This window comes from Vibrio sp. D417a (assembly GCF_030248595.1).
Taxonomy (GTDB): Bacteria; Pseudomonadota; Gammaproteobacteria; order Enterobacterales; family Vibrionaceae; genus Vibrio; species Vibrio alginolyticus.
This window is the reverse complement of the sequence record NZ_JAHGAM010000003.1, coordinates 135391-160941: the sequence shown is the minus strand read 5'-3', so window position 1 is coordinate 160941 and position 25551 is coordinate 135391. Positions and strand designations below refer to the sequence as shown.

At 45.3% G+C, this 25551-nt stretch carries 22 protein-coding genes and 1 tRNA gene; 13 read left to right on the top strand and 10 right to left on the bottom strand.

Features of this window, described 5'->3' with window-relative positions; all coding sequences use genetic code 11:
* The first annotated feature begins 48 nt into the window (after nt 1–48).
* Both KI742_RS03090 and KI742_RS03085 read left to right on the top strand, forming a co-directional pair.
* Entirely contained in the window at nt 49–1308 is a 1260-nt protein-coding gene (locus tag KI742_RS03090; RefSeq protein WP_005379898.1) for an inorganic phosphate transporter, read from the top strand.
* Nucleotides 1309–1486: 178 nt separating this feature from the next.
* Nucleotides 1487–2098, top strand: a complete 612-nt coding sequence (locus KI742_RS03085) for a TIGR04211 family SH3 domain-containing protein (RefSeq protein WP_005379900.1) — start codon at nt 1487–1489, stop codon at nt 2096–2098.
* An 88-nt stretch (nt 2099–2186) separates the two neighbouring features.
* On the opposite strand, the gene ggt is transcribed toward KI742_RS03085, so the two are convergent.
* The 3 genes from ggt to KI742_RS03070 form a co-directional block, all read right to left on the bottom strand.
* The gene (gene ggt, locus KI742_RS03080; RefSeq protein WP_182015954.1) at nt 2187–3917 is read right to left on the bottom strand and encodes a gamma-glutamyltransferase; all 1731 of its coding nucleotides are present in this window, start codon (nt 3915–3917) and stop codon (nt 2187–2189) included.
* 273 nt (nt 3918–4190) lie between these two features.
* The gene (locus KI742_RS03075; protein WP_182015955.1) at nt 4191–4877 is read right to left on the bottom strand and encodes a general secretion pathway protein GspB; all 687 of its coding nucleotides are present in this window, start codon (nt 4875–4877) and stop codon (nt 4191–4193) included.
* On the bottom strand, nt 4877–6493 hold the full coding sequence (locus tag KI742_RS03070; RefSeq protein ID WP_193837544.1) for an ExeA family protein: 1617 nt from the start codon (nt 6491–6493) through the stop codon (nt 4877–4879). The genes KI742_RS03075 and KI742_RS03070 overlap by 1 nt, the downstream gene beginning before the upstream one ends.
* A 137-nt stretch (nt 6494–6630) precedes the next feature.
* On the opposite strand from KI742_RS03070, the gene KI742_RS03065 reads away from it, so the two are divergent.
* Nucleotides 6631–7851, top strand: a complete 1221-nt coding sequence (locus KI742_RS03065) for a multifunctional CCA addition/repair protein (RefSeq protein ID WP_193837543.1) — start codon at nt 6631–6633, stop codon at nt 7849–7851.
* A 52-nt stretch (nt 7852–7903) separates the two neighbouring features.
* Here the strand turns inward: KI742_RS03065 and KI742_RS03060 are convergent, their stop codons facing one another.
* The 3 genes from KI742_RS03060 to folB are packed head-to-tail and all read right to left on the bottom strand — an operon-like array spanning nt 7904 to nt 9560.
* Nucleotides 7904–8707 (bottom strand): undecaprenyl-diphosphate phosphatase, encoded by an 804-nt coding sequence (locus KI742_RS03060; RefSeq protein WP_017636143.1) that lies wholly within the window; start codon nt 8705–8707, stop codon nt 7904–7906.
* 14 nt (nt 8708–8721) lie between these two features.
* A complete protein-coding gene (gene folK / locus KI742_RS03055) occupies nt 8722–9204 on the bottom strand; it encodes a 2-amino-4-hydroxy-6-hydroxymethyldihydropteridine diphosphokinase (RefSeq protein ID WP_005387457.1) in 483 nt (160 codons plus the stop codon).
* Nucleotides 9201–9560: a bifunctional dihydroneopterin aldolase/7,8-dihydroneopterin epimerase gene (folB, locus tag KI742_RS03050; protein WP_053350198.1), complete on the bottom strand. Its 360-nt coding sequence runs from the start codon at nt 9558–9560 to the stop codon at nt 9201–9203. Before folB ends, folK begins: the two co-directional genes overlap by 4 nt.
* Before the next feature lie 250 nt (nt 9561–9810).
* Here folB and plsY point away from each other — a divergent pair, with 250 nt between their 5' ends.
* Nucleotides 9811–10422: a glycerol-3-phosphate 1-O-acyltransferase PlsY gene (plsY, locus tag KI742_RS03045; protein ID WP_005379857.1), complete on the top strand. Its 612-nt coding sequence runs from the start codon at nt 9811–9813 to the stop codon at nt 10420–10422.
* Between the two features lie 34 nt (nt 10423–10456).
* On the opposite strand, the gene KI742_RS03040 is transcribed toward plsY, so the two are convergent.
* Entirely contained in the window at nt 10457–11272 is an 816-nt protein-coding gene (locus KI742_RS03040; RefSeq protein ID WP_053350197.1) for an alpha/beta fold hydrolase, read from the bottom strand.
* Between the two features lie 176 nt (nt 11273–11448).
* A complete protein-coding gene (gene tsaD, locus KI742_RS03035; RefSeq protein WP_005379854.1) occupies nt 11449–12465 on the bottom strand; it encodes a tRNA (adenosine(37)-N6)-threonylcarbamoyltransferase complex transferase subunit TsaD in 1017 nt (338 codons plus the stop codon).
* Between the two features lie 230 nt (nt 12466–12695).
* Here tsaD and rpsU point away from each other — a divergent pair, with 230 nt between their 5' ends.
* The 6 genes from rpsU (at nt 12696) to KI742_RS03005 (ending at nt 18557) form a co-directional block, all read left to right on the top strand.
* Nucleotides 12696–12911: a 30S ribosomal protein S21 gene (rpsU, locus tag KI742_RS03030; protein ID WP_001145625.1), complete on the top strand. Its 216-nt coding sequence runs from the start codon at nt 12696–12698 to the stop codon at nt 12909–12911.
* 27 nt (nt 12912–12938) lie between these two features.
* Nucleotides 12939–13382: a GatB/YqeY domain-containing protein gene (locus KI742_RS03025; RefSeq protein WP_005379720.1), complete on the top strand. Its 444-nt coding sequence runs from the start codon at nt 12939–12941 to the stop codon at nt 13380–13382.
* Nucleotides 13383–13531: 149 nt separating this feature from the next.
* Nucleotides 13532–15298, top strand: a complete 1767-nt coding sequence (gene dnaG / locus KI742_RS03020; protein ID WP_005379719.1) for a DNA primase — start codon at nt 13532–13534, stop codon at nt 15296–15298.
* 99 nt (nt 15299–15397) lie between these two features.
* Entirely contained in the window at nt 15398–17260 is a 1863-nt protein-coding gene (gene rpoD / locus KI742_RS03015) for an RNA polymerase sigma factor RpoD (protein ID WP_005395986.1), read from the top strand.
* A gap of 155 nt (nt 17261–17415) precedes the next feature.
* Nucleotides 17416–17491 (top strand) — tRNA-Ile (locus KI742_RS03010).
* A gap of 262 nt (nt 17492–17753) precedes the next feature.
* Nucleotides 17754–18557 carry a MetQ/NlpA family ABC transporter substrate-binding protein gene (locus KI742_RS03005; RefSeq protein ID WP_017633488.1) on the top strand — a complete coding sequence of 268 codons (804 nt, stop codon included), beginning with the start codon at nt 17754–17756 and terminating at the stop codon, nt 18555–18557.
* 95 nt (nt 18558–18652) lie between these two features.
* Here KI742_RS03005 and KI742_RS03000 read toward each other — a convergent pair whose 3' ends face one another.
* A complete protein-coding gene (locus KI742_RS03000; protein WP_005383040.1) occupies nt 18653–18928 on the bottom strand; it encodes a hypothetical protein in 276 nt (91 codons plus the stop codon).
* Nucleotides 18929–19157: 229 nt separating this feature from the next.
* Here KI742_RS03000 and KI742_RS02995 point away from each other — a divergent pair, with 229 nt between their 5' ends.
* Complete coding sequence (locus KI742_RS02995) at nt 19158–20207, top strand: DUF4382 domain-containing protein (protein ID WP_213964155.1); 1050 nt, start codon at nt 19158–19160, stop codon at nt 20205–20207.
* A gap of 43 nt (nt 20208–20250) precedes the next feature.
* On the opposite strand, the gene KI742_RS02990 is transcribed toward KI742_RS02995, so the two are convergent.
* Nucleotides 20251–20970: an SIMPL domain-containing protein gene (locus KI742_RS02990; protein WP_005379714.1), complete on the bottom strand. Its 720-nt coding sequence runs from the start codon at nt 20968–20970 to the stop codon at nt 20251–20253.
* 233 nt (nt 20971–21203) lie between these two features.
* On the opposite strand from KI742_RS02990, the gene KI742_RS02985 reads away from it, so the two are divergent.
* Both KI742_RS02985 and KI742_RS02980 read left to right on the top strand, forming a co-directional pair.
* The gene (locus tag KI742_RS02985) at nt 21204–22955 is read left to right on the top strand and encodes a lysophospholipid acyltransferase family protein (protein WP_285385138.1); all 1752 of its coding nucleotides are present in this window, start codon (nt 21204–21206) and stop codon (nt 22953–22955) included.
* Nucleotides 22956–23563: 608 nt separating this feature from the next.
* Nucleotides 23564–25516 carry a PTS mannitol transporter subunit IICBA gene (locus KI742_RS02980; protein ID WP_262630239.1) on the top strand — a complete coding sequence of 651 codons (1953 nt, stop codon included), beginning with the start codon at nt 23564–23566 and terminating at the stop codon, nt 25514–25516.
* The last annotated feature ends 35 nt before the right edge of the window (nt 25517–25551 follow it).

Genomic DNA, 25551 nt, shown 5'->3' with positions numbered 1-25551 from the left:
CGCGCGTAAAATTTTGTTCCGCTTGTTATAAAACAACTAGGTATTACGATGGATATCCTTGCGAACTACGGCACTGTCCTGATTATTGTTGCAGCGATTTTTGGTTTCATGATGGCGATTGGTATTGGCGCGAACGACGTTGCTAATGCGATGGGTACATCTGTAGGTTCAAAAGCGCTAACTGTAAAACAAGCTATCATCATTGCGATGATCTTCGAATTTGCAGGTGCTTACCTTGCAGGCGGTGAAGTAACCGACACTATCCGTAAAGGTGTAATCGAAACTTCTTTATTTGCTAGTCAACCAGATGTTCTTGTCTACGGCATGATGTCTGCGCTTTTAGCAGCAGGTACATGGCTGCTTCTTGCTTCTTACATGGGCTGGCCAGTATCAACGACTCACTCAATCATCGGTGCAATCATTGGTTTTGCATGCGTATCAGTAGGTACTGAAGCGGTTGACTGGGGCAGCGTTCAAGGCATTGTTGGTAGCTGGATTATTACGCCAGTGATTTCAGGTTTCTTTGCTTACGTTATCTTTGTCAGCGCACAGCGCCTGATTTTTGATACTGAGAACCCTCTGTTTAACGCAAAACGTTTTGTACCTGTTTACATGTTCATCACAACAATGGTGATTGCACTTGTAACCATCAAAAAAGGTCTAAAACACGTTGGTCTTCACCTGACCAATGGTGAAGCCTGGATGTGGGCAGCAGCAGTTTCAGCACTTGTGATGATTGGCGGCTACGTATACATCCAGAAAAAATTCGCTAATCGCGAAGAAGACCGCAGCTTTTCTGGCGTGGAAGGTATCTTCAGCGTTCTGATGGTTATCACCGCTTGTGCGATGGCATTTGCACACGGTTCAAACGACGTTGCAAACGCCATTGGTCCACTGTCTGCTGTCGTATCGACTGTTGAACACATGGGCGAAATCAGCACGAAAAGCACCATCGCTTGGTGGATTCTACCTCTTGGTGGTATTGGTATCGTGGTCGGTCTTGCAACACTAGGTCACAAAGTAATGGCAACCGTTGGTACAGGCATCACTGAGCTAACGCCTAGCCGCGGTTTTGCAGCACAGCTAGCAACAGCATGTACGGTAGTTCTAGCGTCTGGTACAGGCCTGCCAATTTCAACCACTCAAACATTGGTTGGTGCGGTTCTCGGTGTTGGCTTTGCTCGTGGTATCGCAGCACTGAACCTAGGAGTAGTTCGTAACATCGTGGCATCATGGATCGTTACACTACCAGCGGGTGCGTTATTGGCCGTAGTATTCTTCTACGGACTTCAAGCGATGTTCGCTTAAGACACTCGTCAATAGAATGTAAGCGCTTTGTCATTATTGACTCAAACGCACAGAAAGGGAGGCTTTGCCTCCCTTCTTTGTTGCACCGAGGTTTGAAACTGCATACTATTCGTCTATTTCCGGCTCCAATCATTCGGTGCCAACGCTGTCTCCAAGAAAAATCGTTAAGGGATTTACTGTGAAAAAACTAATCATCACGGTTTTGTTTACTTTGCTAGCAGCGCCAGCGGCCCTAGCAGCAGACCGTTATATTTCTGATGACCTCTTCACTTTTATGCATTCAGGTCCAAATAACACCTACCGTATTATTGGTAGTGTTAACGCCGGTTCTAAAGTACAACTGATTAAAACCAACCGAGATACTGGCTATACGCAAGTTCGTGATGACCGTGGTCGCACTGGTTGGGTACAAAGCAAGTTTGTGACAAACCAAGAGAGCATGGCAATTCGCCTTCCTCGCATTGAGAAAGAGCTAGCCGAAGTAAAAGAGCAGCTTGCTAATGCTCGTCAAACTTCTGATGCAGAGAAAGCCGGTCTTGTTACCTCTCTCGAAACACGTAACCAACAAATTTCAGATCTAGAAAATAAATACTCTGAGATCAGCGATCAGCTTACTTCTGTTGAAACAGAAAACCGCGAGCTACGCGCAAAACTGGATACTCAAAAAGATGACATGCTGCTTAAGTACTTCACTTATGGCGGCGGTGTCGCAGGTTTAGGTTTACTATTTGGTTTGATTCTTCCGCATGTCATGCCTCGTAGAAAGCGCTCTCCTGCGGGTTGGGCATAAACCCTCACGCTTTTATCTTTAAAAAGAACGCAAAAGCCAGTCGATATCGACTGGCTTTTTAGTTTGCTTCGTTTGACAGAAGTAAGTACTACTCCCCCATTGAACTAGAGGCTCGACGACGATCCGTTGCGCCATAAAGCTTGCCATCTTTTAGCTCAATTGCATTCAAACCGCTTACCACTGGAATAACGTGCACTGGGTAGCCAAGCTCCATAAACTCAGGCACCAACATTTCTGAGAACGTTTTCTTTTCCACCAGCAAACCAGTCGGGTCATAAGACTTGGTGCGGTCTATCTTAGTGCCATACTGGATGTTTGGTAAGTCAATAGCCTCTTGCGCTGATAAATTCCAATCCAGCACCCCAACCACGGTTTTGAGTACATACCCCGGGATTTGTGAACTACCTGGTGACCCAACCACCAAACGCAAGTTATCATCACTGTCCATCACCATTAATGGCGTAATAGCCGAACGTGGACGCTTGCCCGCTTCAATTGAGTTTTGCGTAGGCTTGCCGTTAACCGTTGGCTGAGGTGAGAAGTTAGCCATCTGCGCATTCAAGATAACGCCATCGACCATCACACCCGAGCCCATACCCGTGCCAACGGTGCTGGTCATCGCAATTGCATTTCCATCTCTATCGACGATAGAAATATGCCCTGTATCTTTGCTCTCGAAGCCTTGATATTGCGCATACTGAGTTTGCGTTATCTGTCCTGCTTTTGGATCCTCTTTTAAAGTGCCATTATCAGGGATTAAATCACGTCTCTGATCTAGATAGGCTTTAGACAACAACTGTTCAACTGGCGTTTCCACATAATCCGGATCTCCGGCATACGCAATACGATCGGCTTTTGCAATTCGCATCGCTTCAGTCATGAGACGCCAAGGTTCCACATCCGTTTTCGCCATATGGGCAATGTCATAGGGTGCGAGCAGTTCAAGACTCTGAGCGACCATCACACCGCCCGAAGCTGGGTAACCAAAAGAGACGATTTTATTCCCACGGTAGTCGCTCTCAATGATGTCACGCTGCTTCACTTGGTAATGTTTAAAATCTTCTAAAGACAACTTCTCGTGTTGGTCATCAATACGACTATTAACCGTCTCTACGATGTGCTGACCAAGCTCACCACCATAAAGGTAACGATCGCCTTGTTGCGCGATCTTCCTCAGCGTCTCAGCCATCTTAGGGTTCTTCATCAAGGTTCCCGTCGGCTTAATATCGTCCCCTTGCCAATACAAGGCTTTCACTTCCGGATCTTGCTCAAGTCGGCTTTGCTCTCTTACTACGATGTCGTAGGTGTAGCTGTTCATCGCGTACCCATTGCTCGCCAATGTAATCGCCGGCTTAATCAGCTCTGCCCATGGCAACTTGCCATATTGTTCATGAGTGGTGTAAAGCAACCGCAATGTGCCCGGAACCGCAACAGAACGAGGGCCTAATATTTCGTTGCGACTGAGTACTTCCCCATTCTCAACAAACATTTCAGGGTTCGCGCTAGAGGGCGCTTCATCTCGACCATCAAGGGCCAGAAATTTTTTCTCGTCATGTTGATAAAACAGCGCGAAAGTCCCGCCGCCAATTCCGGTCATATCTGGCTCAACGACAGACATCACCATCTGCATCGCGACCATAGCATCAACAGCATTACCGCCTTCTTTCAATATTGAGTAACCGGTACTGCTCACGTAAGGATTCGTCGCACTGACCATGAAATCTTGCCCGCGACTATCTGGTGTAACTGGGAATGGGTCTGGCTTTGCTGCATAGCTTGTCGATGCAACAATGCTTAAAGAAAAAATCAGAATACGCATGTGTCTCTGTTTAGACTCCTATTATGTGATGGGGTCTAACGTGGACCAAGTCATTACTCCGAAGTTCGTGAAGATGGTGTCTTTTTACACAACGTTGACTGGAATCGCGCTATCAATAGATGAATGATATTGGTGCTATTTAAACGACTGAGAAAAGCTATATTTTGCTTGTTTGAGTATCTAAAAATCATCACCAGAATAGATGCAAAAGATGCTCTGAAAAATAAAAAGCCAGCGATATGATTTCGCTGGCTTGATGTGTTTCTACAAGAGTTACCCTTTCCACTCATACAACGCTGGTATACGAATTTGCTCACCTTGGAACTCAACAATCACAGCTTGCGGTTGTATTTCTCTTAGAGTGACCTGATCATCAACGACATCCCCTTGATGATATTCAATATTGTTAATTTTCACCCAACGGCGATTTTCATCACTAGCGTACATATGGGTTTGCAAATTAAGCGCAGGTAGACGCCCTTGCCACTGGTGAGCGTTGCGCTCTAAATCGTTCACGCGTGCCGTTTGTGATGAAGAATTGTCATCATCTCGGGATAAGGCATTTTCGACCTTCCTAGCTAAATCAGGAGATAATGAGGATAAATCCAGATCATCCAAAGACAACCCGAGGTCCTCTTCAGCAGCAGAAGTCGCTTGGGTTGATGCTGAGTTGCGTGTTTCATCTCTGCTTGGTGTATGGCTCGTGTATTCATCGGGGGTGGTAAATGTACCAAAATCACGCGATAGCTCTGCACTTGGCCACTCTCTTGGCAATTGGGCCAACTGGGTGTTCTCTGGATAGTCTAATACTTTGAAAGGTGATACCACTTCGACCTTTTCTATCGGGGACGTTGTATCTACTTCAGCACTCGGTGCAAAGAGATCTAAGTACCAAGCGACTCCGATAGCAGAAGCAGTGATTGGCAGCAAGAACAGACCTATATGTTTCACAGCTGACATTATGCGTCCTCCTTCTCGATTCTCGCCAGTTGAGGCGCATCTGGCTGAACATTTTGCTGAAGTCGGTCTAGCGTTCGCTTACCTGCAATACCATCGACACCAATTCCTTGCCAACGTTGAAATAACTCGACTCGCTCTTTCATCGCACCATCAAAAATAGACGTTTCAAGCAGTGGCTCACTCACCGCTTCTGCTAATAATCGGTCTAATACTTCAATCGCAGGGCCTTCCATGTCTAAACGTAATGTTTCATTCAGCGGAGCATGCCACAGTTCGATAATATTGCCCTGCCACAACGGCTTTAGCCACGAAACTGGCAGACGGAGACGCTGCTTACCATTGAGCACTTCAGCTTGATCATTACCGACGGCATATAGAATGACATACCCAACATCACCTTGATAATTCAACTCCAAGATCACAGGGCGATTTTGTTGCATCAACAGCGGCCAAGTCGCCATTTTACGCTCACAACGCATAGTCGACTGCGGTTCTGACAAACAAAGATTATCGCGAACCGATGCTTGATACCCCCACAAACGATACAAATCATTTACAGCGAGGTTCGACTGTTTTTGTGTTAACAATAAATCACGCTGCTCATCCGTTAACTGTTGGCTGACGACGGTTGGTGTTGGCTCTACTCTTGGCTCCGTCACTTGTGTCAACACTGACGTCGCTTGAGCTGGCATATAATTCACGACCGCCCACCCCGTACTTAATGCAGCAATAAGGCCTACCGTGACTGAGCCCCAAGCAGGCCAACGGAAAGTCCGGCGCTCTTTTTTATCTTGCTGATAAATATCTGCCTGAAACTGCATCACCTCTTCACAGGCCTGCTGAACGGTTTGCTTATCCACCACCACATTACCCTGGTGATAACTAATGTTGAGGGATTTGTCACAGATAAGGTTGATGAGCCGCGGTATACCGTGACTGTATTTGGCTATAAGTTTACAAGAAGCACGATTAAACAGTTGCTGGTTGCCACCTGCTGTATGTAGTCGAAATGCGATGTAATCTTCTGTCTCTTTTTCATCCAACGGCAACAGGTGATAACGCCCAGTAATACGCTGGGCAAGTTGGCGTAGTTGTGTTGTTTGTAATAACCGCTGCAATTCAGGCTGCCCGACCAACAACACTTTGAGCAGTTTTCTGGTATCGGTTTCCAAGTTGGTCAACAAGCGCAACTGCTCTAGAACGTCGGCAGCAAGGTGTTGAGCCTCATCAATGACCAGCAATGTCTGCCAGCCTGAACGATAATTACGCAGCAAATATTGATGGATAACCTGGTTTAGCTGTTTGAGGTTTGCGTCTGGCGGATAGGTGATTTTGAACTCATCACAAATGGCTTCGAGCAAATCTCTACTCGAAAACGTGGGATTGAGGATAAGACCCGCTTTGGTGTTATCACCCAAATTCGCCAGCATCGCTTTTGCGACGGTCGTTTTGCCTGTACCTACTTCGCCAGTAAGCATAGCAAAGCCACCGCCATCGCCTAGCCCAGCTTGGAGATGTGTGATTGCCTCTTTGTGACGTTGGCTTAAATACAAATAACGTGAGTTTGGAACAATCGAAAATGGTTGTTCGACAAACCCAAAAAAGTCCTTATACATTAGGCTCTCCAGCTAAAAAACCACCTGGGAATAGTCAGACATGGTATAAACGCTCTTCTTCTATTCTTAGGAGTAAAGAAAAGTACCATTGCTTGCTACAATGTCCAACGGCATATCCATAAATTAAGAGGTAATTTGTGCAAGTTTATTTAGTAGGTGGTGCTGTTCGAGATAAATTGCTCGGAATTGATAGTTATGACAACGATTGGGTAGTCGTAGGCGCGACGCCTGAGATGATGCTGTCCCAAGGATACACCGCCGTTGGTAAAGACTTCCCTGTATTTCTGCATCCCAAAAGTAAAGAAGAACATGCCCTTGCACGAACAGAGAGAAAGTCAGGTTCTGGTTACACTGGTTTTGAATGCTTCTTCGATCAAAACGTCACCTTAGAAGAAGATTTGATACGTCGTGATTTAACCATTAACGCGATGGCAATGGAGAGTGATGGCAGGATCCATGACCCATATGGTGGCCAGCAAGATCTCAACGATAAACTGCTACGCCATGTATCAGACGCCTTTATTGAAGACCCTCTACGCGTTTTACGTGTCGCTCGCTTCGCAGCGAAGCTTGCTGATCTAAACTTTACGATTGCCGACGAAACCATGCGGTTAATGCGTCACATGGCAGAGTCCGGAGAGCTGAGCACACTGACTCCCGAGCGTGTTTGGCAAGAATGGCATAAATCTCTCTCTACTCCTCGCCCTGATATCTTCTTATCGGTTCTACGAGACTGTGGGGCATTAACCGTGGTGTTACCTGAAATTGATGCACTATTTGGCGTACCTCAACCTGAGAAGTGGCATCCAGAAATCGATACTGGCATCCATACTTTGATGGTGGCAGAGCAAGCCGCAAAATTGAGTAACTCACTCCCCGTCAGGTTTGCCGCCCAAGTGCATGACTTGGGTAAAGGCGTGACGCCAGAGAGCGAATGGCCAAGCCACAAAATGCATTGCCATACAGGATTAAAACTGATCAAAAAGCTGTGCGAACGTGTCCGGGTACCAAATGAGTTTCGTGATTTAGCCTTGATGGTGTGCGAACAGCACTCCAATATTCATCGCGCGGCTGAACTTAAACCACAAACCATAATTAAAATACTCAATAAACTTGATGTGTGGCGTAAGTCCGAACGTCTGCAAGATATCTTGCTTTGCTGCCAAGCGGATCACGCTGGTCGTAAAGGACTGGAAACGCAACCATATCCACAGGCGGATATTTTTAGGCAATCCTACCAAGCAGCAGCGGCAGTTGACGTTCAAACCATAATCAAAGAGGGCTTTAAAGGCCCTGCGATTCGTGACGAGCAAGAAAAACGACGTATTGAAGCAGTGAAAGCAGCACTTAAGAAGTAACGAACAAACAAAAACGCCCGCGGATTTCGCGGGCGTTTTTCGTTAACATCAATTATGCACTTAATAGAAAAGCGAACAAACCGACGCCCAAAATCAGACGGTAAATCACAAACGGTGTCATGCCCATGCGTGAAATCATCTTCAAGAAGAAGTGGATACAGATGTACGCACTGATAAACGATGTGATAATGCCAGTAAGTAAGAAACCAACATGGACAGGTTCACCACTGGTCACTAACTTCATGCCTAAGTAGCTACCAGCTAATGTAATGATTGGGATCGACATTAAAAACGAAAATCGGGCAGCCGCTTCTCGAGTAAAGCCAAGGTAAAGCGCTGCTGTGATGGTCGCCCCTGAACGTGAAGTTCCAGGAATCATCGCTAAGGCTTGAGCAATACCGATAAATACAGCTTTCTTCCAACCCGTTTGGTATTCATCGGCAACGAGTTTAGCGTTTTTGTCTACCCACCATAGCAAAAGGCCAAATACGATCGTAGTAGTCGCGATGACGTAAGCGCTACGTAGATACACTTCAATGATGTCTTTCATCAATAAGCCGAACACACAAGCTGGAATCGTCGCAATCACGATCATCCAAGCCAATTTAGCTTCTTTACTGCGATCTCCTTTAAAGATCGAAGCAAATAACGCTTGAAACAAAGTGATTACTTCATGACGAAAATAGATCACGACAGCCATTAATGTACCGACGTGAACAGCAACATCAAAGGCCAGACCTTGGTCTTCCCATCCTAAAATAGCGGAAGGCAGGATCAAATGGGCAGAGCTTGAGATAGGCAAAAACTCTGTCAGCCCCTGAATCAGAGCCAAAATAAAGGCTTCAAAATAACTCATGTAAACAACTCAAATTAAAAATGAAAGGAAACGGGTTTGAGCGAATCGACTGGCTGCATAGCATGCCAAATGTCTGCGACTGTGCGTCCATCGCCTGGGATCACTAATTGCGGTTCGAGATCATACAGCGGCTTTGTGACAAAAGGATATTTGTAGATATCACTGCGAGGTAGCTCAGGTTTTTTCTTGGAGACGCGCTCACCGAACAACACTATATCGAGATCCAGTGTTCGATCCTGATACTTTTGCGCGTTTTCTTCGCGTCCCCACTTAAATTCAATCTCGCGTAGTTGATGGCTCAACTCTTCTAATGACAACTCGGTACGCATTGCAACGACAAAGTTGTAGAAATTCTTGCTGCTAAAACCAATAGGTTCGCATTCATATATCGGTGATACGAGGAGATTTTCTCCAAGCCGTTGCAGCTCCTGATACGCAGCAAGCACATGTTGCTCTCTTTCTACGTTCGTCCCAACACCAATATAAGTGGTGATCATGCTCGGCCTCGCTCAATCACCACACCAACAGCACGTGCTTGCGGCACGGCGCCAGGCTTCGCTAGGCGGATTGTCACCCAAGGCACAGAGAAACGCTGCATGATAAGCTCTGCTACTTCTTCAGCCACGCGCTCGACCAGTAAGAAACGACCATTTTCAATGTGGTTAAGTACCGCCTCACTCACCTGCGAATAATCCAGTGCATCTTGCACATCATCACTTTTGCCCGCAGGTTTATTATCGTGTGCCATTTCAATATCTAGAACCAACTTTTGTTTGATTTGTTGCTCCCAGTCGTACACGCCAATTGTGGTGATTACTTCTAACTGTTCAATAAAAACTTTATCCAGAGCCATCTTATGTCCTTCTATTACAGAGGTCGGATACCCGTGAGGGGTAATTTGATCGTAGTATTCTATACCTAAGTAACATTTACTTTGGTCATCACAATGTTACTTAGGTATAAACTGCGAAAGCATCTTTATATACAAGAAATCACATAATGCAAGCTCTATCACAGTGAGGATTTCTGCATTATGTAAATTCGGGGTATGATAGCAACTACGCGGGAACCGAGCATTAAATTCCAATCCATCAAGGACTTCTATGGACGCACTGGCACTGATAATGACAATGGCCGCCTATTTATTAGGTTCGGTTTCCAGTGCGGTTTTGATCTGTCGACTCTTAAAACTGCCAGACCCACGCAGTGTGGGATCTAACAATCCTGGAGCAACGAACGTATTGCGTATTGGCGGACGAGGAGCCGCTGTTTCAGTCTTGTTGTGCGATATGCTCAAAGGCACTATCCCCGTGTGGGGCGGATACTTTCTTGGTATCGACCCTATCATTCTTGGCGTCATCGCCATTGCTGCCTGTCTTGGCCACATGTACCCCATCTTTTTCCACTTTAAAGGCGGAAAAGGTGTCGCAACCGCGCTTGGCGCTATCGCTCCGATTGGTTTGGACTTAACAGGATTGGTAATGTTAACTTGGCTGTCAGTAGCCGCGCTATTCCGCTATTCATCCTTAGCGGCTCTCGTCACGGTTTTGGTCACTCCGTTTTATACTTGGATGTTTAAACCGCAATACACGTTACCTGTTGCTATGCTGTGCTGCTTAATCGTATTTAAGCATCATCAAAATATTCGTCGGCTTTTGTCTGGCGACGAGCCAAAAATCGGCGAGAAAAAACTGACACAAAAAAACTCGGCTTAATGCCGAGTTTTTCGTTTAAAGAAGGATGTATTGGTTATGCATGAACTCGATTCAGGAAGTTCAACAACATCTGGTTGACGAACTCAGGTTGCTCTAAACAACTGATATGTCCAGCTTGGGGAATCTCCACCAACTCACTGCCTGTGATACAGTCTTTCATTAAATAAGATTCAAAAACTGGACGGGGTTTATCTTCACAGCCCACTGCAATTAACGTCGGCAGAGCAAATTTTTCCGAATCCTCAATCACATCCCGGCGACCAAACACCATGCGCCCTATGCGAGCTACTTCCACCGCACGCTCACCGTTCAGCTCTTCTAAACTGCGTTTGAATGAAGCGACAAGTTTAGGGTTATCCTGATTGACGTTGTTGGCAAAGAACAGCGGCACAACGGCTTCAATAATTGGCGCAGGCACTGCTTGGACTTGGCTGATGGTATCAAGCATTGCAAAATACTTTTTATACGTAACTTCTGGCTCCCAGCCAATGAAGGTATCCATCAATACCAGTGACTTAACACGTTGCGGCGCTTGAGCCGTTAGCTCTGCTCCCCACATGCCGCCAACAGATAAGCCCACTATCGAGAACTCTTCGATATCTAAATGATCCATCAATGCCAACATATGTTGTGCATAGTCGGCCAATGACTGTGTCGATGCAGGTGCAGCGTCCGATTCACCATGTGCCCAAAGATCTGGCACAATACAACGGAATGACTGGCTTAAAACCTCAACTTGCGGCGCCCACATTTGGCTATCCCAAAGGTAACTATGACCAAATAGAAGCACAGGGCCCTCACCTTTATCTAGATAAGCAAGTTGCTGACCTTCAATTTCAAACTTATTCATTGTTATATCCATTTCTTATTCTTCCACGTCATCCTAGCACTGAAACAATAGCGAACTGCTCGCATCAGTCAGAATGTAAAACGAGGCGGTTCATTGAATAATTAAAAATAAAGGCCTCTGAGGAGCAGAGACCTTTATTACACAGAACCGGTTTCAAACCTACCGCATAAATTTGACTAAGCGACAGGTGTTAGTTGATCAATTGGCCAACGTGGACGAGCCTCTACTGACATATCAGCCACTTCGCCATTCTTCAAGCGCTGCATGCCTGCGTAAGCGATCATCGCACCGTTATCTGTACAGAACTCAGTACGTGGGTAGTAAACTTCGCCGCCAACTTTCTTCGCTAACTTCTCTAACTCAGCTCGCAAACGACGGTTAGCACTCACACCACCAGCAATAACAATGCGTTTCATGCCTGTTTGCTCAAGCGCGCGCTTACATTTAATAGCCAACGTAGCACACACAGCTTCTTCAAATGCTAATGCGATGTCCGCGCGAGTTTGCTCGTCATCACCGTTTGCAGCAATCGTGTTAGCCGTAAAGGTTTTTAGACCAGAGAAACTCATGTCCAAACCTGGCACATTCGTCATTGGGCGCGGGAACTTAAAGCGGCCCGGTGTACCTTTTTCCGCCAGTTTAGATAATAGTGGACCGCCTGGGTAATCCAAACCCATTAGCTTCGCTGTTTTATCAAACGCTTCGCCCGCCGCATCATCAATCGACTCACCTAGAATTTTGTACTCACCGATGCCTCTCACCTCCACCATCATAGAGTGACCGCCCGATACTAATACCGCCACAAACGGGAACGGTGGAGGGTTATCTTCCAACATTGGGGCCAATAGGTGACCTTCCATATGATGAACAGGTACCGCTGGCACTCCCCAAGCATAAGCAATACTGCGACCGATAGTCGCACCCACTAATAGCGCCCCAACAAGACCAGGCCCCGCGGTATACGCGACACCATCGATGTCTTTTGAAGTTAAGTTCGCTTCTTTTAGTGCCTCTTTAATAAGAGGAATGGTTTTCTTTACGTGGTCACGTGAAGCCAACTCAGGCACCACACCGCCGTAATCTGCGTGCAGTTTTACTTGGCTGTATAGCTTGTGTGACAAGAGACCGTTTTCATCGTCATAAATTGCGATGCCAGTCTCGTCACAAGAGGTTTCAATACCAATAATGCGCATGGTTTTCTCAGTATGCTTTCTGTATAGAGGAAATTTGGGCGTCATATTACCTCGCCTTGGTGCTGCAAACAAATTTTGTACAGACAATAATCGACAAAAGGCTTTACAAAGTAGTTGTGATCGGATTAAAATTCCGCACCATTTTTGATCAAGCTGGTAAGAGACCTAACAATTGTGATTTGGTCTGTTGAATACCAGCGTTAACGAATAACCCCTGAGGTGAAAGGCATATGCCAGTAGTTAAAGTACGTGAAAACGAACCGTTCGACGTTGCTCTACGTCGTTTTAAGCGCTCTTGCGAAAAAGCAGGTATCCTTTCTGAAGTGCGTCGTCGTGAGCACTACGAAAAACCAACTACAGTTCGCAAACGCGCTAAAGCAGCAGCTCAAAAGCGTCACGCTAAGAAGCTAGCTCGCGAAAACGCTCGTCGCGTTCGCCTGTACTAATAACTGAGCTCCAAAAGGAATTTAGTTATGGCTCTGATTGATCAACTCAAAGAAGAGCAAAAATTAGCGATGAAAGCCAAGGACAAATTGCGCCTTGGTACTATTCGTTTAGCCCTATCAGCAATCAAGCAACGTGAAGTTGACGAACAGATTACTCTGAACGATGACGACATTCTTGCAGTATTGACCAAGATGGTTAAACAACGTCGCGATTCTGTAGCGCAGTTTGAAGCAGCGGGTCGTCAAGATCTTGCTGATGCGGAACAAGCAGAAATTACCGTTCTTGAGGACTTTATGCCTCAACCACTGACAGACGAAGAAGTAGCGGCTCTCATCGAGAACGCGATTGCTGAATCTGGCGCAGCTGGCATGCAAGACATGGGCAAAGTAATGGGCGTTCTGAAACCGCAAATTCAAGGGCGTGCAGATATGGGTAAAGTAAGCGGTTTAGTTCGCGCTAAATTGGCTTAAGGTACCCCACCCAATTGCAGCAAGCCGTGCTATCCTTTGGAGCGCACGGCTTGTTTGTATCTGGATGGATGGAATGAAATCAATGGGCAATACGCTCATTCTTTTAAGGCATTCACTCCACTCATCATCTTCTTTTTTTGTTAGGTTTTATGGCTGGACACATCCCTCGCAGTTTTATCGATGACCTTCTAGCTCGACTTGATATTGTCGATATCATCGACGCACGTGTGAAACTTAAGAAAAAAGGCAAAAACTACGGCGCATGCTGCCCGTTCCACAACGAAAAGACACCCTCATTCAGTGTCAGTCAAGAAAAGCAGTTCTACCATTGTTTTGGTTGTGGCGCGCATGGAAATGCCATCGATTTTTTGATGGAATTCGACCGACTAGAATTCGTCGAAGCCATTGAAGAACTCGCTTCATACTTGGGTTTAGATGTTCCTCGCGAACAACGTAGCGGCGGTAATGGTTCGTTTCAATCAGGCCCACAAGCAAGCAGCAGTGAAAAACGTAACCTATACGACTTAATGGGCAGCATTGCTCAATTTTATCGTAACCAACTCAAACAGCCAGCAAGTAAGGTGGCGATTGAGTATCTGAAAGATCGCGGCCTGTCTGGTGAAATCGTCCAGAAGTTTGGCATCGGCTATGTGGCTGATGAATGGGATTTAGTTCGTAAGAACTTTGGCCAGAATAAAGAAAACCAAGACATGCTCGTCACAGGCGGCATGTTGATTGAAAACGATAAAGGCAACCGCTACGACCGATTCCGTGGTCGAGTGATGTTTCCTATTCGAGACAGACGCGGCCGAGTAATAGGCTTTGGTGGTAGAGTATTAGGTGACGGGACACCAAAATATCTCAACTCACCCGAAACCCCGATATTTCATAAAGGTAAAGAGTTGTATGGCCTTTATGAAGTACTACAAGCGTACCGTGAGCCACCACAAATTTTAGTGGTTGAAGGCTATATGGATGTTGTCGCGCTTGCTCAATATGGCGTAGATTATTCCGTTGCCTCATTGGGAACCTCGACAACGGGCGATCACTTGCAAGTGTTATTCAGGCAAACAAGCACCGTCGTGTGTTGTTATGACGGTGACCGCGCAGGCCGTGAAGCAGCGTGGCGTGCCATGGAAAATGCATTGCCTTACCTAACTGATGGTCGCCAGTTAAAATTCATGTTTTTGCCGGATGGAGAAGATCCCGACTCTTATATCCGGCAAAACGGAAAACAAGCATTTGAGCAGCAAGTGTCTAATGCGATGCCCTTGTCTGAATTCATGTTCAGCTCATTGACTCAGCAGGTCGACATGAGCACGAAAGAAGGCATGGCAAAACTGAGTACTCTTGCGGTTCCTCTCATTGATAAAGTCCCTGGCGGCACTTTAAGACTATACTTGAGAGAATTGCTTGGCCGCCGTTTGGGTTTGGTTGATGAACGCCAACTACAGCAGCTAATTTCAAAACAAGGTAAAGAGGATAAAAGGCCTCAACCTCATAAAGAAATCAAGCGAACGCCGATGCGAGAAGTGATCGCGTTACTGATTCAAAACCCACAATACGTAAGTATGGTGCCAGATCTAACTAGCGTTAGAGATTTGCCCATTCCTGGTCTAAGTTTATTTGTTGATGTACTTGATAAATGCCAAGCGCATCCCCATATCAACACAGGCCAATTATTAGAGCATTGGCGAAACAGCCAAAATGAGACCCTTCTGTCTCGTCTCGCGAGTTGGGACATTCCACTCGATGAGGACAACCAAGAAGAAATCTTTTTAGACTCACTGGATAAAATTATTGCCCAGTGCGTAGAAAAACAAATTGAAAACCTGCAGGCCAAAGCAAGAAGTGTCGGTTTATCAGCCGAAGAGAAAAGGGAGCTGCTAGCACTTATGCTAGATTTAAAAGCGTAACCCTGTTTAATTAGTCAGCAACGATTTAATTTGTTATAGTAAGTGGTTTGCATTTCGCATACTGATTCCTTCACCAGATTACGAAGTTGGATACCGTCTATGGATCACAATCCGCAGTCACAGCTAAAGTCACTTGTTATTAAAGGCAAGGAACAAGGCTATCTGACCTACGCCGAAGTAAATGACCACCTACCTGCTGAAATCGTAGATTCAGAACAGGTAGAAGACATCATTCAGATGATCAACGACATGGGCATTAAGGTAGTAGAAACTGCTCCTGATGCTGATGATTTAGCACTGAACGATGACACAAATATTACCGATGAAGATGCAGCCGAAGCTGCAGCCGCTGCACTTTCTAGCGTAGAGAGTGAGATTGGTCGTACAACAGACCCAGTACGTATGTACATGCGTGAGATGGGTACTGTCGAACTTCTAACTCGCGAAGGCGAAATCGACATCGCAAAACGTATTGAAGAAGGTATTAACCAAGTTCAATCGTCTGTTGCTGAATACCCAGGCACAATTCCGTACATTCTTGAGCAATTTGACAAAGTTCAAGCTGAAGAACTACGTCTTACAGACCTAATTTCAGGTTTTGTAGATCCAGATGCTGACGACACCGCTGCACCAACGGCAACACACATCGGTTCTGAACTGACTGAATCTCAGTTAGAAGAAGAAGACGATGAAGACGTTGATGACGACGAAGATAGCGATGACGATTCAGATGATTCTGAAGAAGATGTAGGTATCGATCCAGAATTAGCGCTAGAGAAATTCAACCAACTACGCAGCACCTATCAAAATCTTCAATTAGCAATCAACGAGTACGGCTATAACAGCCCGAAAGCAACCGTTGCTAATGAAATGATGCTAGACGTATTCCGCGAGTTTCGTCTAACGCCTAAACAGTTTGATCACTTAGTGAATGAACTGCGTACTGCTATGGATCGCGTTCGTACTCAAGAGCGCCTGATCATGAAGTCTGTGGTTGAATACGGCAAAATGCCGAAGAAATCATTCATCGCGCTGTTCACTGGTAATGAATCAAGTGAAGCTTGGTTGGATGAAGTTCTTGCTTCAGACAAGCCATACGCTGAAAAGATCAAACGTAACGAAGAAGAAATCCGTCGTTCAATCGCTAAGCTAAAAATGATTGAAGAAGAGACTTCTCTAAACGTACAGAACATTAAAGACATCAGCCGTCGTATGTCTATCGGTGAAGCAAAAGCTCGCCGTGCGAAGAAAGAGATGGTTGAAGCGAACTTGCGTCTTGTAATTTCTATCGCGAAGAAATACACCAACCGTGGTCTACAGTTCTTGGATCTCATCCAGGAAGGTAACATCGGTCTGATGAAAGCGGTAGATAAATTCGAATATCGTCGTGGTTACAAGTTCTCGACTTACGCAACGTGGTGGATCCGTCAGGCAATCACTCGTTCAATCGCGGACCAAGCACGTACGATTCGTATTCCGGTACACATGATCGAAACGATCAACAAGCTAAACCGTATTTCTCGTCAAATGTTGCAAGAGATGGGTCGTGAGCCACTACCGGAAGAACTGGCAGAGCGCATGCAAATGCCAGAAGACAAGATTCGTAAAGTACTAAAAATCGCTAAAGAGCCTATCTCAATGGAGACACCAATCGGTGACGACGAAGATTCGCATCTAGGTGATTTTATCGAAGATACAACGCTAGAACTTCCGCTAGATTCTGCAACTGCAACTAGCCTTAAAGTGGCAACAAAAGACGTGCTTGCAGGTCTAACGCCACGTGAAGCGAAAGTACTTCGTATGCGCTTTGGTATCGACATGAACACTGACCATACTCTAGAAGAAGTTGGTAAGCAGTTCGACGTTACTCGTGAGCGTATCCGTCAGATCGAAGCAAAAGCACTACGTAAACTTCGTCACCCAAGCCGCTCAGAGACTCTGCGCAGCTTCCTAGACGAATAATCGCAGCGCATACAAGCTTTTAGAAATCAAAAAAGGTGACTTTAGGTCACCTTTTTTATTATCTACTGTTCTAAGTGGATAAAAACTAAGCGCAATTGCCCTAGTTGGTATCTAGACACCTTGCAACGCTTCCCCTATAATCGTTGTCCTATTAAGGCCCCTTAGCTCAGTGGTTAGAGCAGTCGACTCATAATCGATTGGTCCGCAGTTCAAGTCTGCGAGGGGCCACCATATTCCGAAAGGCGTAGCAGGTTAATACCTACTACGCTTTTTTTGTATCTTATATCTTTGGGTACAGTTTCGGTTGCGGTAACTCGTCACTAACCTCGTAATAGCTTTTCCTCTTCCCCTTTTCTTTAACTATTATCTGGCTTTCTATATGTAGCAATGAAACAAAATGTCCGCTCGTGATTTAAACCATTGACCCTCAGACAACTTCTGATAGGATGGACATACAAACGTATGGACGTCTAAAACAAAAAATGGAGCTACAATGAAAAGTATTGGTCACTTAAAGAAACTAGCTTTGATTCTCACGGCAGTAGTCGGCTTAAGCGCTTGTGGAGAAAAAGATGACTCTGTCATTAAAGTGGGCGCGACAGTTGGACCACATGCACAAGTAGTCGAGGCGGTAGCGAAGGAGGCAGCGAAGCAAGGTTTGAATGTCGAAGTCATTGAGTTTTCTGACTACGTGACACCTAATGCCGCTCTTAGCGATGGTAGCATCGATATTAATAGCTATCAGCACCAGCCATTTTTAGACAACTTCAACAGTAGCCATAACGCCCAATTAGTATCAATTGGTCAGTCCATTCTTATGCGTATGGGGCTTTATTCCAATAAGTATCGCTCACTGCAAGAGCTTCCAAACAATGCACGTATAGCGCTTCCAAATGACCCTACCAACGGTGGTCGTGGTCTATTGCTACTCGCCGATGCAGGTTTAATTGAGCTGAAACAGGGTGTTGGCCATAAAGCCGCCCTAACTGATATCACAAAAAACGCAAAATCATTTGAATTTGTCGAGGTAGATGCCGCTCAGCTACCAAGAACATTAGATGATGTGGACGCGGCTGCGATTACAATGAACTACGTAATGTCTTCTGGTTTAGATCCGAAGAAACAAAGTATCTATCTTGAAGCAAAAGACGCCCCATTAGCAGTCATGGTCATCGCCACTCGTGACGCAGACAAAAATAATGAAGCGTATAAAAAGTTCGTTTCTATTTATCAATCTCAAGCGATTCGTGATTATCTCGATCGCACTTTCAAAGGCACAATCGAAGCAGCTTTTTAATCAATAAAGCAGCGAATACTTTGCCCCACGAATCAGATAGAAAAGAGGCTAATGTTTTCTCATAGCCTCTTCTTTTCATTACTCACTAAATCGACTCATTGTCGACTTTCAGCCTCTAACTTCATTGCCAAATAAGCTTGGTCAGCAGACACCAATTCAGGACGGTTAATCAACTTCCAGAGGAAGTATGGTGGGATTAAAAATACGATGAAGTAGAGAGATTCATGGAAGAAAACATCGGCTATCGTTTGCTGATGCTCCCAAAGTGCCGTCAGTGCGAAGAGCTCTAACATCACGCCTAATACGCCAAAAACGACAGAGACAACAATCGCTAAACCCAGTAGTTCTCTAATAAAGTGCTTGTATGCCATGATACTAATTCCTTCTAGCAATAAGTCATGCTAACTTACGCTCATAAGAAAGAAGCCAGCTTGACTATCATCAAACTCCCCTCATCACAGTTAAGAACTTAGTTTTATAAAAAAGGACTTGTATATAGCACCATTGAAGATTGACCTGTCTATCACAATACAATGACATCATTTCTCGACTTTGAGACTAGCCTTTTACATTTATCAGCAGTGTAAACAAGAGGTCATAATGAAAAAATATACCTATCCTTTACTTGCTATCTCAGGTGGTCTTTTATTGACGGGCTGCGGTAGCGACGACTCTTCATCCGATACAGAAGCAGCCACTTTTTCTCTCAGCGTTTCCGATGCTCCTGTCGACGATGCCAACAAAGTCGTTTTAGCGTTTCAAGATGTTGTCCTTGTACCATTTGACCCTGAAACTGGCGAGCAAACTGGAGAACACATTCTGTTAGATGCTAGTGACAATGGAGCACTACACCAAGTTGATCTAATGGAATATCAGGGAAGCAACGCTAAAACGATCATTCACGAACAGGACATCGCTCCTGGTGATTATGCTATGTGTGTGTACGCTAAAGACGGCAAACAATTAAACGATACAACACTGTCATACGTAGAGAAGACAGACGGCAACATCAAAGGCTTAGTTGTACCTAGCCGAGGCAGCTGTTTTGGTTTTAAACCAGATATGAGCGATCAAGGTCGCTTAAAGTTTTCGCAAAAAGGTCAGTATGTAAAAGTTCATACTGGTCATAATAGCTATGTTGTCGAGTTTGACTTACGCAAAGGTCTGGCGGATCCAACAGGCAAAGATTACATGAACATGAACTCTAATGCGGTAAGCTTAGTAAACGCATCAGAATCAGGTCATATTAGTGGTGAAGTCAGTGAAATTCAGTATCAAGCGTGTGAAGCAGACAGTGCAGCATCAAATGCAATAAATGACGTTCCTGCCGTTCACTCTGTTTACCTATATGCAGGTTCAATGGATCGCTCAACCATGGGCGATATGGGTGCGACAGATCCACTCAACGCGCCAGTTGCGGTAGCTAACGTGAATGAATCGCAAGACGAAGAAGGTAATACAACCTACAGCTACGAGTTTGGTTACATCGGCCCGGGTACTTACAGCATTGGCTACACATGTACTGCGTATATTGATACGCCAGACGCTCATGAAACTTCAGAAGACGGTTTCTTGATTTACCAGCACTACACGCCAGTTGATGTTGTCGAGGCAGAACTGACAACTCAGGACATTAATCCAATTCTTTAAGTCACCATATTAAAAAAGCCGCTCGTACTGAGCGGCTTTTTACTTAGTCAGAAAGGTAATATTGAACCGTCGATACCACTCGTACTTTCTTAATGTAAGGCGTGTTGCTGTCTCGGTCATAAATCGAGAACTGCCCTTGAGTTGCACGTTTGATCTTACCCAGTGAACTCTGTGAGTCTTTCGCAAATTTCTCAGCCACTTCACGCGCATTCTTAGTCGCTTCTTCGATCATGTCTGGCTTCACATCATTCAGCTTAGTAAAGCTATACTCAACACGATTTGCATAAGGATCTTGGTTAAGCAAAACGCCTTGTTTTCCTAGCTCACCTATTTCATTGATTGCCGCTCGAACAACATCAACACTCTGGCTGTAAACCGTAACGGTTCGCGAGGCCAAATAACGATACTCAATGTCTTGCTCGCTCCCATATTGCTGTGCTTTTCTGTCAATGACCGCTGGGGAAGAAAGGGAAACGCTGGTTTCAGGAAGCCCTTTGGCACTTAAAAAGTCCAAAATCAAACGGGTTTGCTGGTCAATTTCATCAAACATGGCTCCCATATCATTACTCGCTAGAGTAAATTGAATCGGCCAAATCACCGTATCAGCAGGATACTCACGCTCCGACAAACCTTTTACTGTCACGACTCTTTCATAGGCTCGGTATTTCACCGCCGTCTGCTGCATAAAATAGCCAAGGATGCCAAGACCAAGTATCAAACTTAGCCCAATCCAAAGTGCTGCTTTATTGGAAACTCGTTCCATTATTTCCCCCTGATAAATATCAACTTAGCTTAATCTTTGTTCTAGATAATATAGCCTATCTATTGTTTTAAGAGGGAGACATAACGCGAGTTTTGATTCATAGCACAGTGATATACCGTTTTCTTTAGTCAATAAAGCTTCATTGGTTTGTCACCAAAGGCTCATGCTTTTGCCTCTTAACTGTCATCTGTAATTTCTACTATCCAATCAGCAACTTGTACGCTGAGGTAAATATGGATAGTTCAACCCCTTTTCGTCTCCCTCGTAAAACGCCGTTTGGCATTGGTGAAAACGTTGCTGAATGGGCAACCGGTTTAAACCAACTTGATAAGTTCTACGCCCAACGCCCCGTTAATGCCGATACCAAAACTTTTCTCCGCTTCACGCTGGATATCTTAGGTATCGATTATCGCATTGCTCATGGTTCACTCGACTCAGTACGTAAACAAGGTGCTACCGTCATTGTGGCGAACCATCCGCTTGGTTGTGTGGAAGGCGTCATCTTGGCCGAACTCTTGTTGATGGTACGAGACGATATCCAAATTCTAGCCAATCAATACCTGAAAACCGTACCAGAGTTAGATCAGCTCTTCATTGGTGTCGATGTGTTTGAAGGCAGAGACGCCGTCAAATCGAATATGAAGGCCCTCAGAGCGGCTAATAAACACCTCGCAAGTGGCGGCTTATTGCTTGTCTTTCCTGCCGGTGAGGTTTCCCAGTTAGTCGATGCCAAACAGCAACGCTTGGAAGACAAAGCGTGGAGTCGAAGCGTAAGTAGCCTGATCCGCAAAAACAAAGCAACGACAGTTCCAGTATTCATCAGTGGTCAGAACTCGAAACGCTTCTATATGGCAGGGAAAATCCATCCACTTTTGCGCACCCTACTGCTTGGGCGAGAACTGCTGAACAAACAGGCGCAAACCATCAACTTATCCTTTGGCCAAGCGATAAAATTTAAAGAGATCAACACGCTTAACGATGATCAAGTAGTGAACTATTTGCGGCTCAACACTTACTTACTCAATCGTGAAATCCAATCGGTGAAGCCCTCTTCCTCATCAGAACGGCTCTCACCAATAGCGGCAGGGTTACCCGTAGGCGAATTGCTTGAAGAACTGAACAACTTACCAAAAGAGTCCAAGCTGCTAACAAGTGGTGAGTTCGATGTCTACTGCACGGAGTCGCAGAATATCCCTTCCCTACTGCATGAAATTGGTCGCCTACGTGAGCTCAATTTCCGACAAGTTGGCGAAGGGACGGGACTAGCAATAGACATTGACCATTTCGATCATGATTACCTGCATCTGTTTGTGTGGGACAGAGAGAATCAATGCTTGGTGGGCGCGTATCGTTTAGGTCTGGTTGATCAACTGATTGAAAAGCGCGGCGTAGCAGGTCTGTATTCACGAACGTTGTTTAACTATGACCAACGCTTTATCGACCAAATGGGTAAATCCATTGAGATGGGGCGCTCTGTGATTGCACAGCAATATCAAAAGAGCATGAGCGCGCTACTGCTGCTGTGGAAAGGCATCGCAACCTTCGTGCATCAAAACCCAGATTACACTCACCTATTTGGTCCGGTAAGCATTAGCAACGACTATAGTGATACTGCACGCCAACTGCTGGCTCAATCAATGACGCTTCACCACTACGATAACAACTGCGCAGAGTATGTCACACCTTCTAACCCACTTCCTGAGCACCACCGTGACTGGAACACCAGCATGCTCACTGCTCTGGGTGATTTACAGCTATTGTCACGTGTCATTGCCAGAATCGATGAAGGGAAAGGAGTGCCCGTTTTGCTGCGTCAGTACTTAAGCCTCAATGGCAAGCTGGTATGCTTCAACGTCGACCCTGCATTCAATAACGCTCTAGATGGATTGATTATGGTGGATTTGCGCGATGTTCAAGAAAAGACGTTGGCAAGGTATATGGGACGCGAGCAAGCTCATGACTACCTCGTCTATCATACTAAATAGCAACGATGATTAAGAACAGTGATTAAATAGAGAGTTGGGAATCACAAGAAGAACCGTGTGGCAACTCTCTTTATTTACCCTTTCATTAACTAATTAGGCGTGCTCCGTGAAGTGCGCCGAAAAGACTCTTATAGATACAATCTATCGAAAGATCTAGATAGCATTTATCTCACCAATTCCGTCACAAACTTTCACAAAAAACAAAAACAGATCCAAGTCACACTTTAAATTCACCACAACTCAACACAAAACGTGACATTGATCATCACAAGTATTTAATTCGAATTTCAAAAAAAATTAAAAGTGATCAAAGTCACAAGGTATTTTAATTTTAAATTTGTCAGAAGATCGGATTGATCACTAAGATTTTTATTGACAGATTTGAAAGTGGCTTTTTGTTATTAAGTTACAAGTTAATAAGTTGAACTTGGTCACTTAAAAACCGTTTCTCAGCCTAAGAAATTCGGGCGTAGATCACAAAAAACCCGTTGTCAGTTCCAATTGGAAAATGTGTGGTAAATTGATTGGGTACTAAGCAATCAAACAAACGGTTTTGGCGAACCGTTTACTACAACAAGATTCATCAGAACATCGAACGGGGAATTGTTATGATATCACCAGATGCCAAGATCAAGATACAAAATTTTGGTCGTTTTCTGTCAAACATGGTAATGCCAAACATCGGCGCGTTTATCGCATGGGGCTTTATCACTGCTCTATTTATCCCAACTGGATGGCTACCAAACGAAACGTTAGCCTCTATGGTTGGCCCAATGATTACCTACTTGCTGCCACTACTTATCGGTTACACCGGTGGTAAATTAGTTGGTGGCGATCGTGGTGCGGTAGTCGGTGCAATCACAACAATGGGTGTGATTGTCGGCACAGACATCCCAATGTTTATGGGGGCAATGATGGTCGGCCCAATGGGCGGCTGGGCTATCAAGAAATTCGATAACTACATCGATGGTAAAGTAAAAAGTGGCTTCGAGATGTTGGTTAACAACTTCTCTGCGGGCATCATCGGCATGCTATGTGCGATCCTTGCCTTCATCTTTATCGGTCCATTCGTAAAAATTCTTTCTGGTGGCTTGGCGGCTGGCGTTAACTTCCTAGTTTCTGCTCACCTACTACCACTGACTTCAATCTTCGTTGAACCTGCGAAGATCCTGTTCCTAAACAATGCGATCAACCACGGTATTTTCTCTCCACTGGGTATCCAACAAGCGTCTGAAACAGGTCAATCGATCTTCTTCCTAATCGAAGCAAACCCAGGTCCTGGTCTAGGTATCCTGCTAGCTTACATGGTGTTTGGTAAAGGTACGGCTCGTCAAACGGCAGGTGGTGCATCAATCATCCACTTCTTCGGCGGTATCCACGAGATTTACTTCCCATACATCCTAATGAACCCTCGCCTAATCCTTGCGGCTATCGCAGGTGGTATGACTGGCGTATTCGTTCTAACTATCTTTAACGCAGGTATCGTTTCTCCAGCATCACCAGGTTCAATCTTTGCAATCTTGTTGATGACTCAGAAAGGCTCAATCGTTGGTGTTCTAGCGTCTATCGCAGCAGCAACAGGTGTGTCATTCGCGGTAGCAGCACTACTAATGAAGACACAAACGTCCACAGAAGAAGACGGTGATGAAGCAGCACTAGAAAAAGCAACATCACAAATGAAAGACATGAAATCTGCATCTAAAAACGATGCGGTGGTAAACAGCCAAAGCAAAGGTGACGTAGACCTAGCGACAGTACAAAGCATCATTGTCGCTTGTGATGCGGGCATGGGCTCAAGTGCAATGGGCGCGAGCATGCTACGCAAAAAGGTTCAAGACGCAGGTCTGAACATCCACGTAACCAACCTTGCCATTAACAGCTTACCAGAGAGTGCAGATATCGTGATTACTCATAAAGACTTAACGGATCGTGCACGTAAGCATGCTCCAAACGCACACCACATTTCATTGACTAACTTCCTAAACAGCGAGATGTACAACCAGCTAGTCACCAAACTACTAGCAGCACAAAACCAATCCGCAGCCAATGACGACCAAATGGTAAAAGTGTCGCTCGTGGCAGCAAACGACGACAACTTCGAGCCACAGCAAACGTCGGTGTTCCAAATCCAGCGTGAAAACATTCACCTAGGTTTGAAAGCTGCCAACAAAGAAGAAGCGATTCGCTTCGCGGGCAACAAGTTGGTCGAACTTGGCTACGCAGAACCAGAATACGTAGACGCGATGTTTGAGCGTGAAGCATTGGTTCCAACTTACCTAGGCGAATCTATCGCAGTGCCTCACGGCACGGTAGAAGCGAAAGACCGCGTGAAGAAAACCGGCATTGTAATCTGCCAATACCCATCGGGTATCCAATTTACTGAAGATGACGATGATGTAGCGAAACTGGTTATCGGCATTGCCGCTAAGAACGATGAGCACATCCAGGTGATTACCACCATTACGAACGCGCTCGATGAGCCGGAGGCAATTGAGAAGCTAACCAGCACCAACGATGTGAAAGAGATTCTAAACATCCTTGGCGGTCAACAAGCGGCTTAATTACCCCTTTAATTTGCTCCTGAGGCAAATGAGGT

What these genes read in the sequence shown, in the direction of transcription:
- KI742_RS03090 (WP_005379898.1), top strand. Translation starts at nt 49, where the DNA reads ATGGATATCCTTGCGAACTACGGCACTGTCCTGATTATTGTTGCAGCG.
- ggt (WP_182015954.1), bottom strand. Translation starts at nt 3,917, where the DNA reads ATGCGTATTCTGATTTTTTCTTTAAGCATTGTTGCATCGACAAGCTAT.
- KI742_RS03075 (WP_182015955.1), bottom strand. Translation starts at nt 4,877, where the DNA reads ATGTCAGCTGTGAAACATATAGGTCTGTTCTTGCTGCCAATCACTGCT.
- KI742_RS03070 (WP_193837544.1), bottom strand. Translation starts at nt 6,493, where the DNA reads ATGTATAAGGACTTTTTTGGGTTTGTCGAACAACCATTTTCGATTGTT.
- KI742_RS03060 (WP_017636143.1), bottom strand. Translation starts at nt 8,707, where the DNA reads ATGAGTTATTTTGAAGCCTTTATTTTGGCTCTGATTCAGGGGCTGACA.
- folK (WP_005387457.1), bottom strand. Translation starts at nt 9,204, where the DNA reads ATGATCACCACTTATATTGGTGTTGGGACGAACGTAGAAAGAGAGCAA.
- folB (WP_053350198.1), bottom strand. Translation starts at nt 9,560, where the DNA reads ATGGCTCTGGATAAAGTTTTTATTGAACAGTTAGAAGTAATCACCACA.
- plsY (WP_005379857.1), top strand. Translation starts at nt 9,811, where the DNA reads ATGGACGCACTGGCACTGATAATGACAATGGCCGCCTATTTATTAGGT.
- KI742_RS03040 (WP_053350197.1), bottom strand. Translation starts at nt 11,272, where the DNA reads ATGAATAAGTTTGAAATTGAAGGTCAGCAACTTGCTTATCTAGATAAA.
- tsaD (WP_005379854.1), bottom strand. Translation starts at nt 12,465, where the DNA reads ATGCGCATTATTGGTATTGAAACCTCTTGTGACGAGACTGGCATCGCA.
- rpsU (WP_001145625.1), top strand. Translation starts at nt 12,696, where the DNA reads ATGCCAGTAGTTAAAGTACGTGAAAACGAACCGTTCGACGTTGCTCTA.
- KI742_RS03025 (WP_005379720.1), top strand. Translation starts at nt 12,939, where the DNA reads ATGGCTCTGATTGATCAACTCAAAGAAGAGCAAAAATTAGCGATGAAA.
- dnaG (WP_005379719.1), top strand. Translation starts at nt 13,532, where the DNA reads ATGGCTGGACACATCCCTCGCAGTTTTATCGATGACCTTCTAGCTCGA.
- rpoD (WP_005395986.1), top strand. Translation starts at nt 15,398, where the DNA reads ATGGATCACAATCCGCAGTCACAGCTAAAGTCACTTGTTATTAAAGGC.
- KI742_RS03005 (WP_017633488.1), top strand. Translation starts at nt 17,754, where the DNA reads ATGAAAAGTATTGGTCACTTAAAGAAACTAGCTTTGATTCTCACGGCA.
- KI742_RS03000 (WP_005383040.1), bottom strand. Translation starts at nt 18,928, where the DNA reads ATGGCATACAAGCACTTTATTAGAGAACTACTGGGTTTAGCGATTGTT.
- KI742_RS02995 (WP_213964155.1), top strand. Translation starts at nt 19,158, where the DNA reads ATGAAAAAATATACCTATCCTTTACTTGCTATCTCAGGTGGTCTTTTA.
- KI742_RS02990 (WP_005379714.1), bottom strand. Translation starts at nt 20,970, where the DNA reads ATGGAACGAGTTTCCAATAAAGCAGCACTTTGGATTGGGCTAAGTTTG.
- KI742_RS02985 (WP_285385138.1), top strand. Translation starts at nt 21,204, where the DNA reads ATGGATAGTTCAACCCCTTTTCGTCTCCCTCGTAAAACGCCGTTTGGC.
- KI742_RS02980 (WP_262630239.1), top strand. Translation starts at nt 23,564, where the DNA reads ATGATATCACCAGATGCCAAGATCAAGATACAAAATTTTGGTCGTTTT.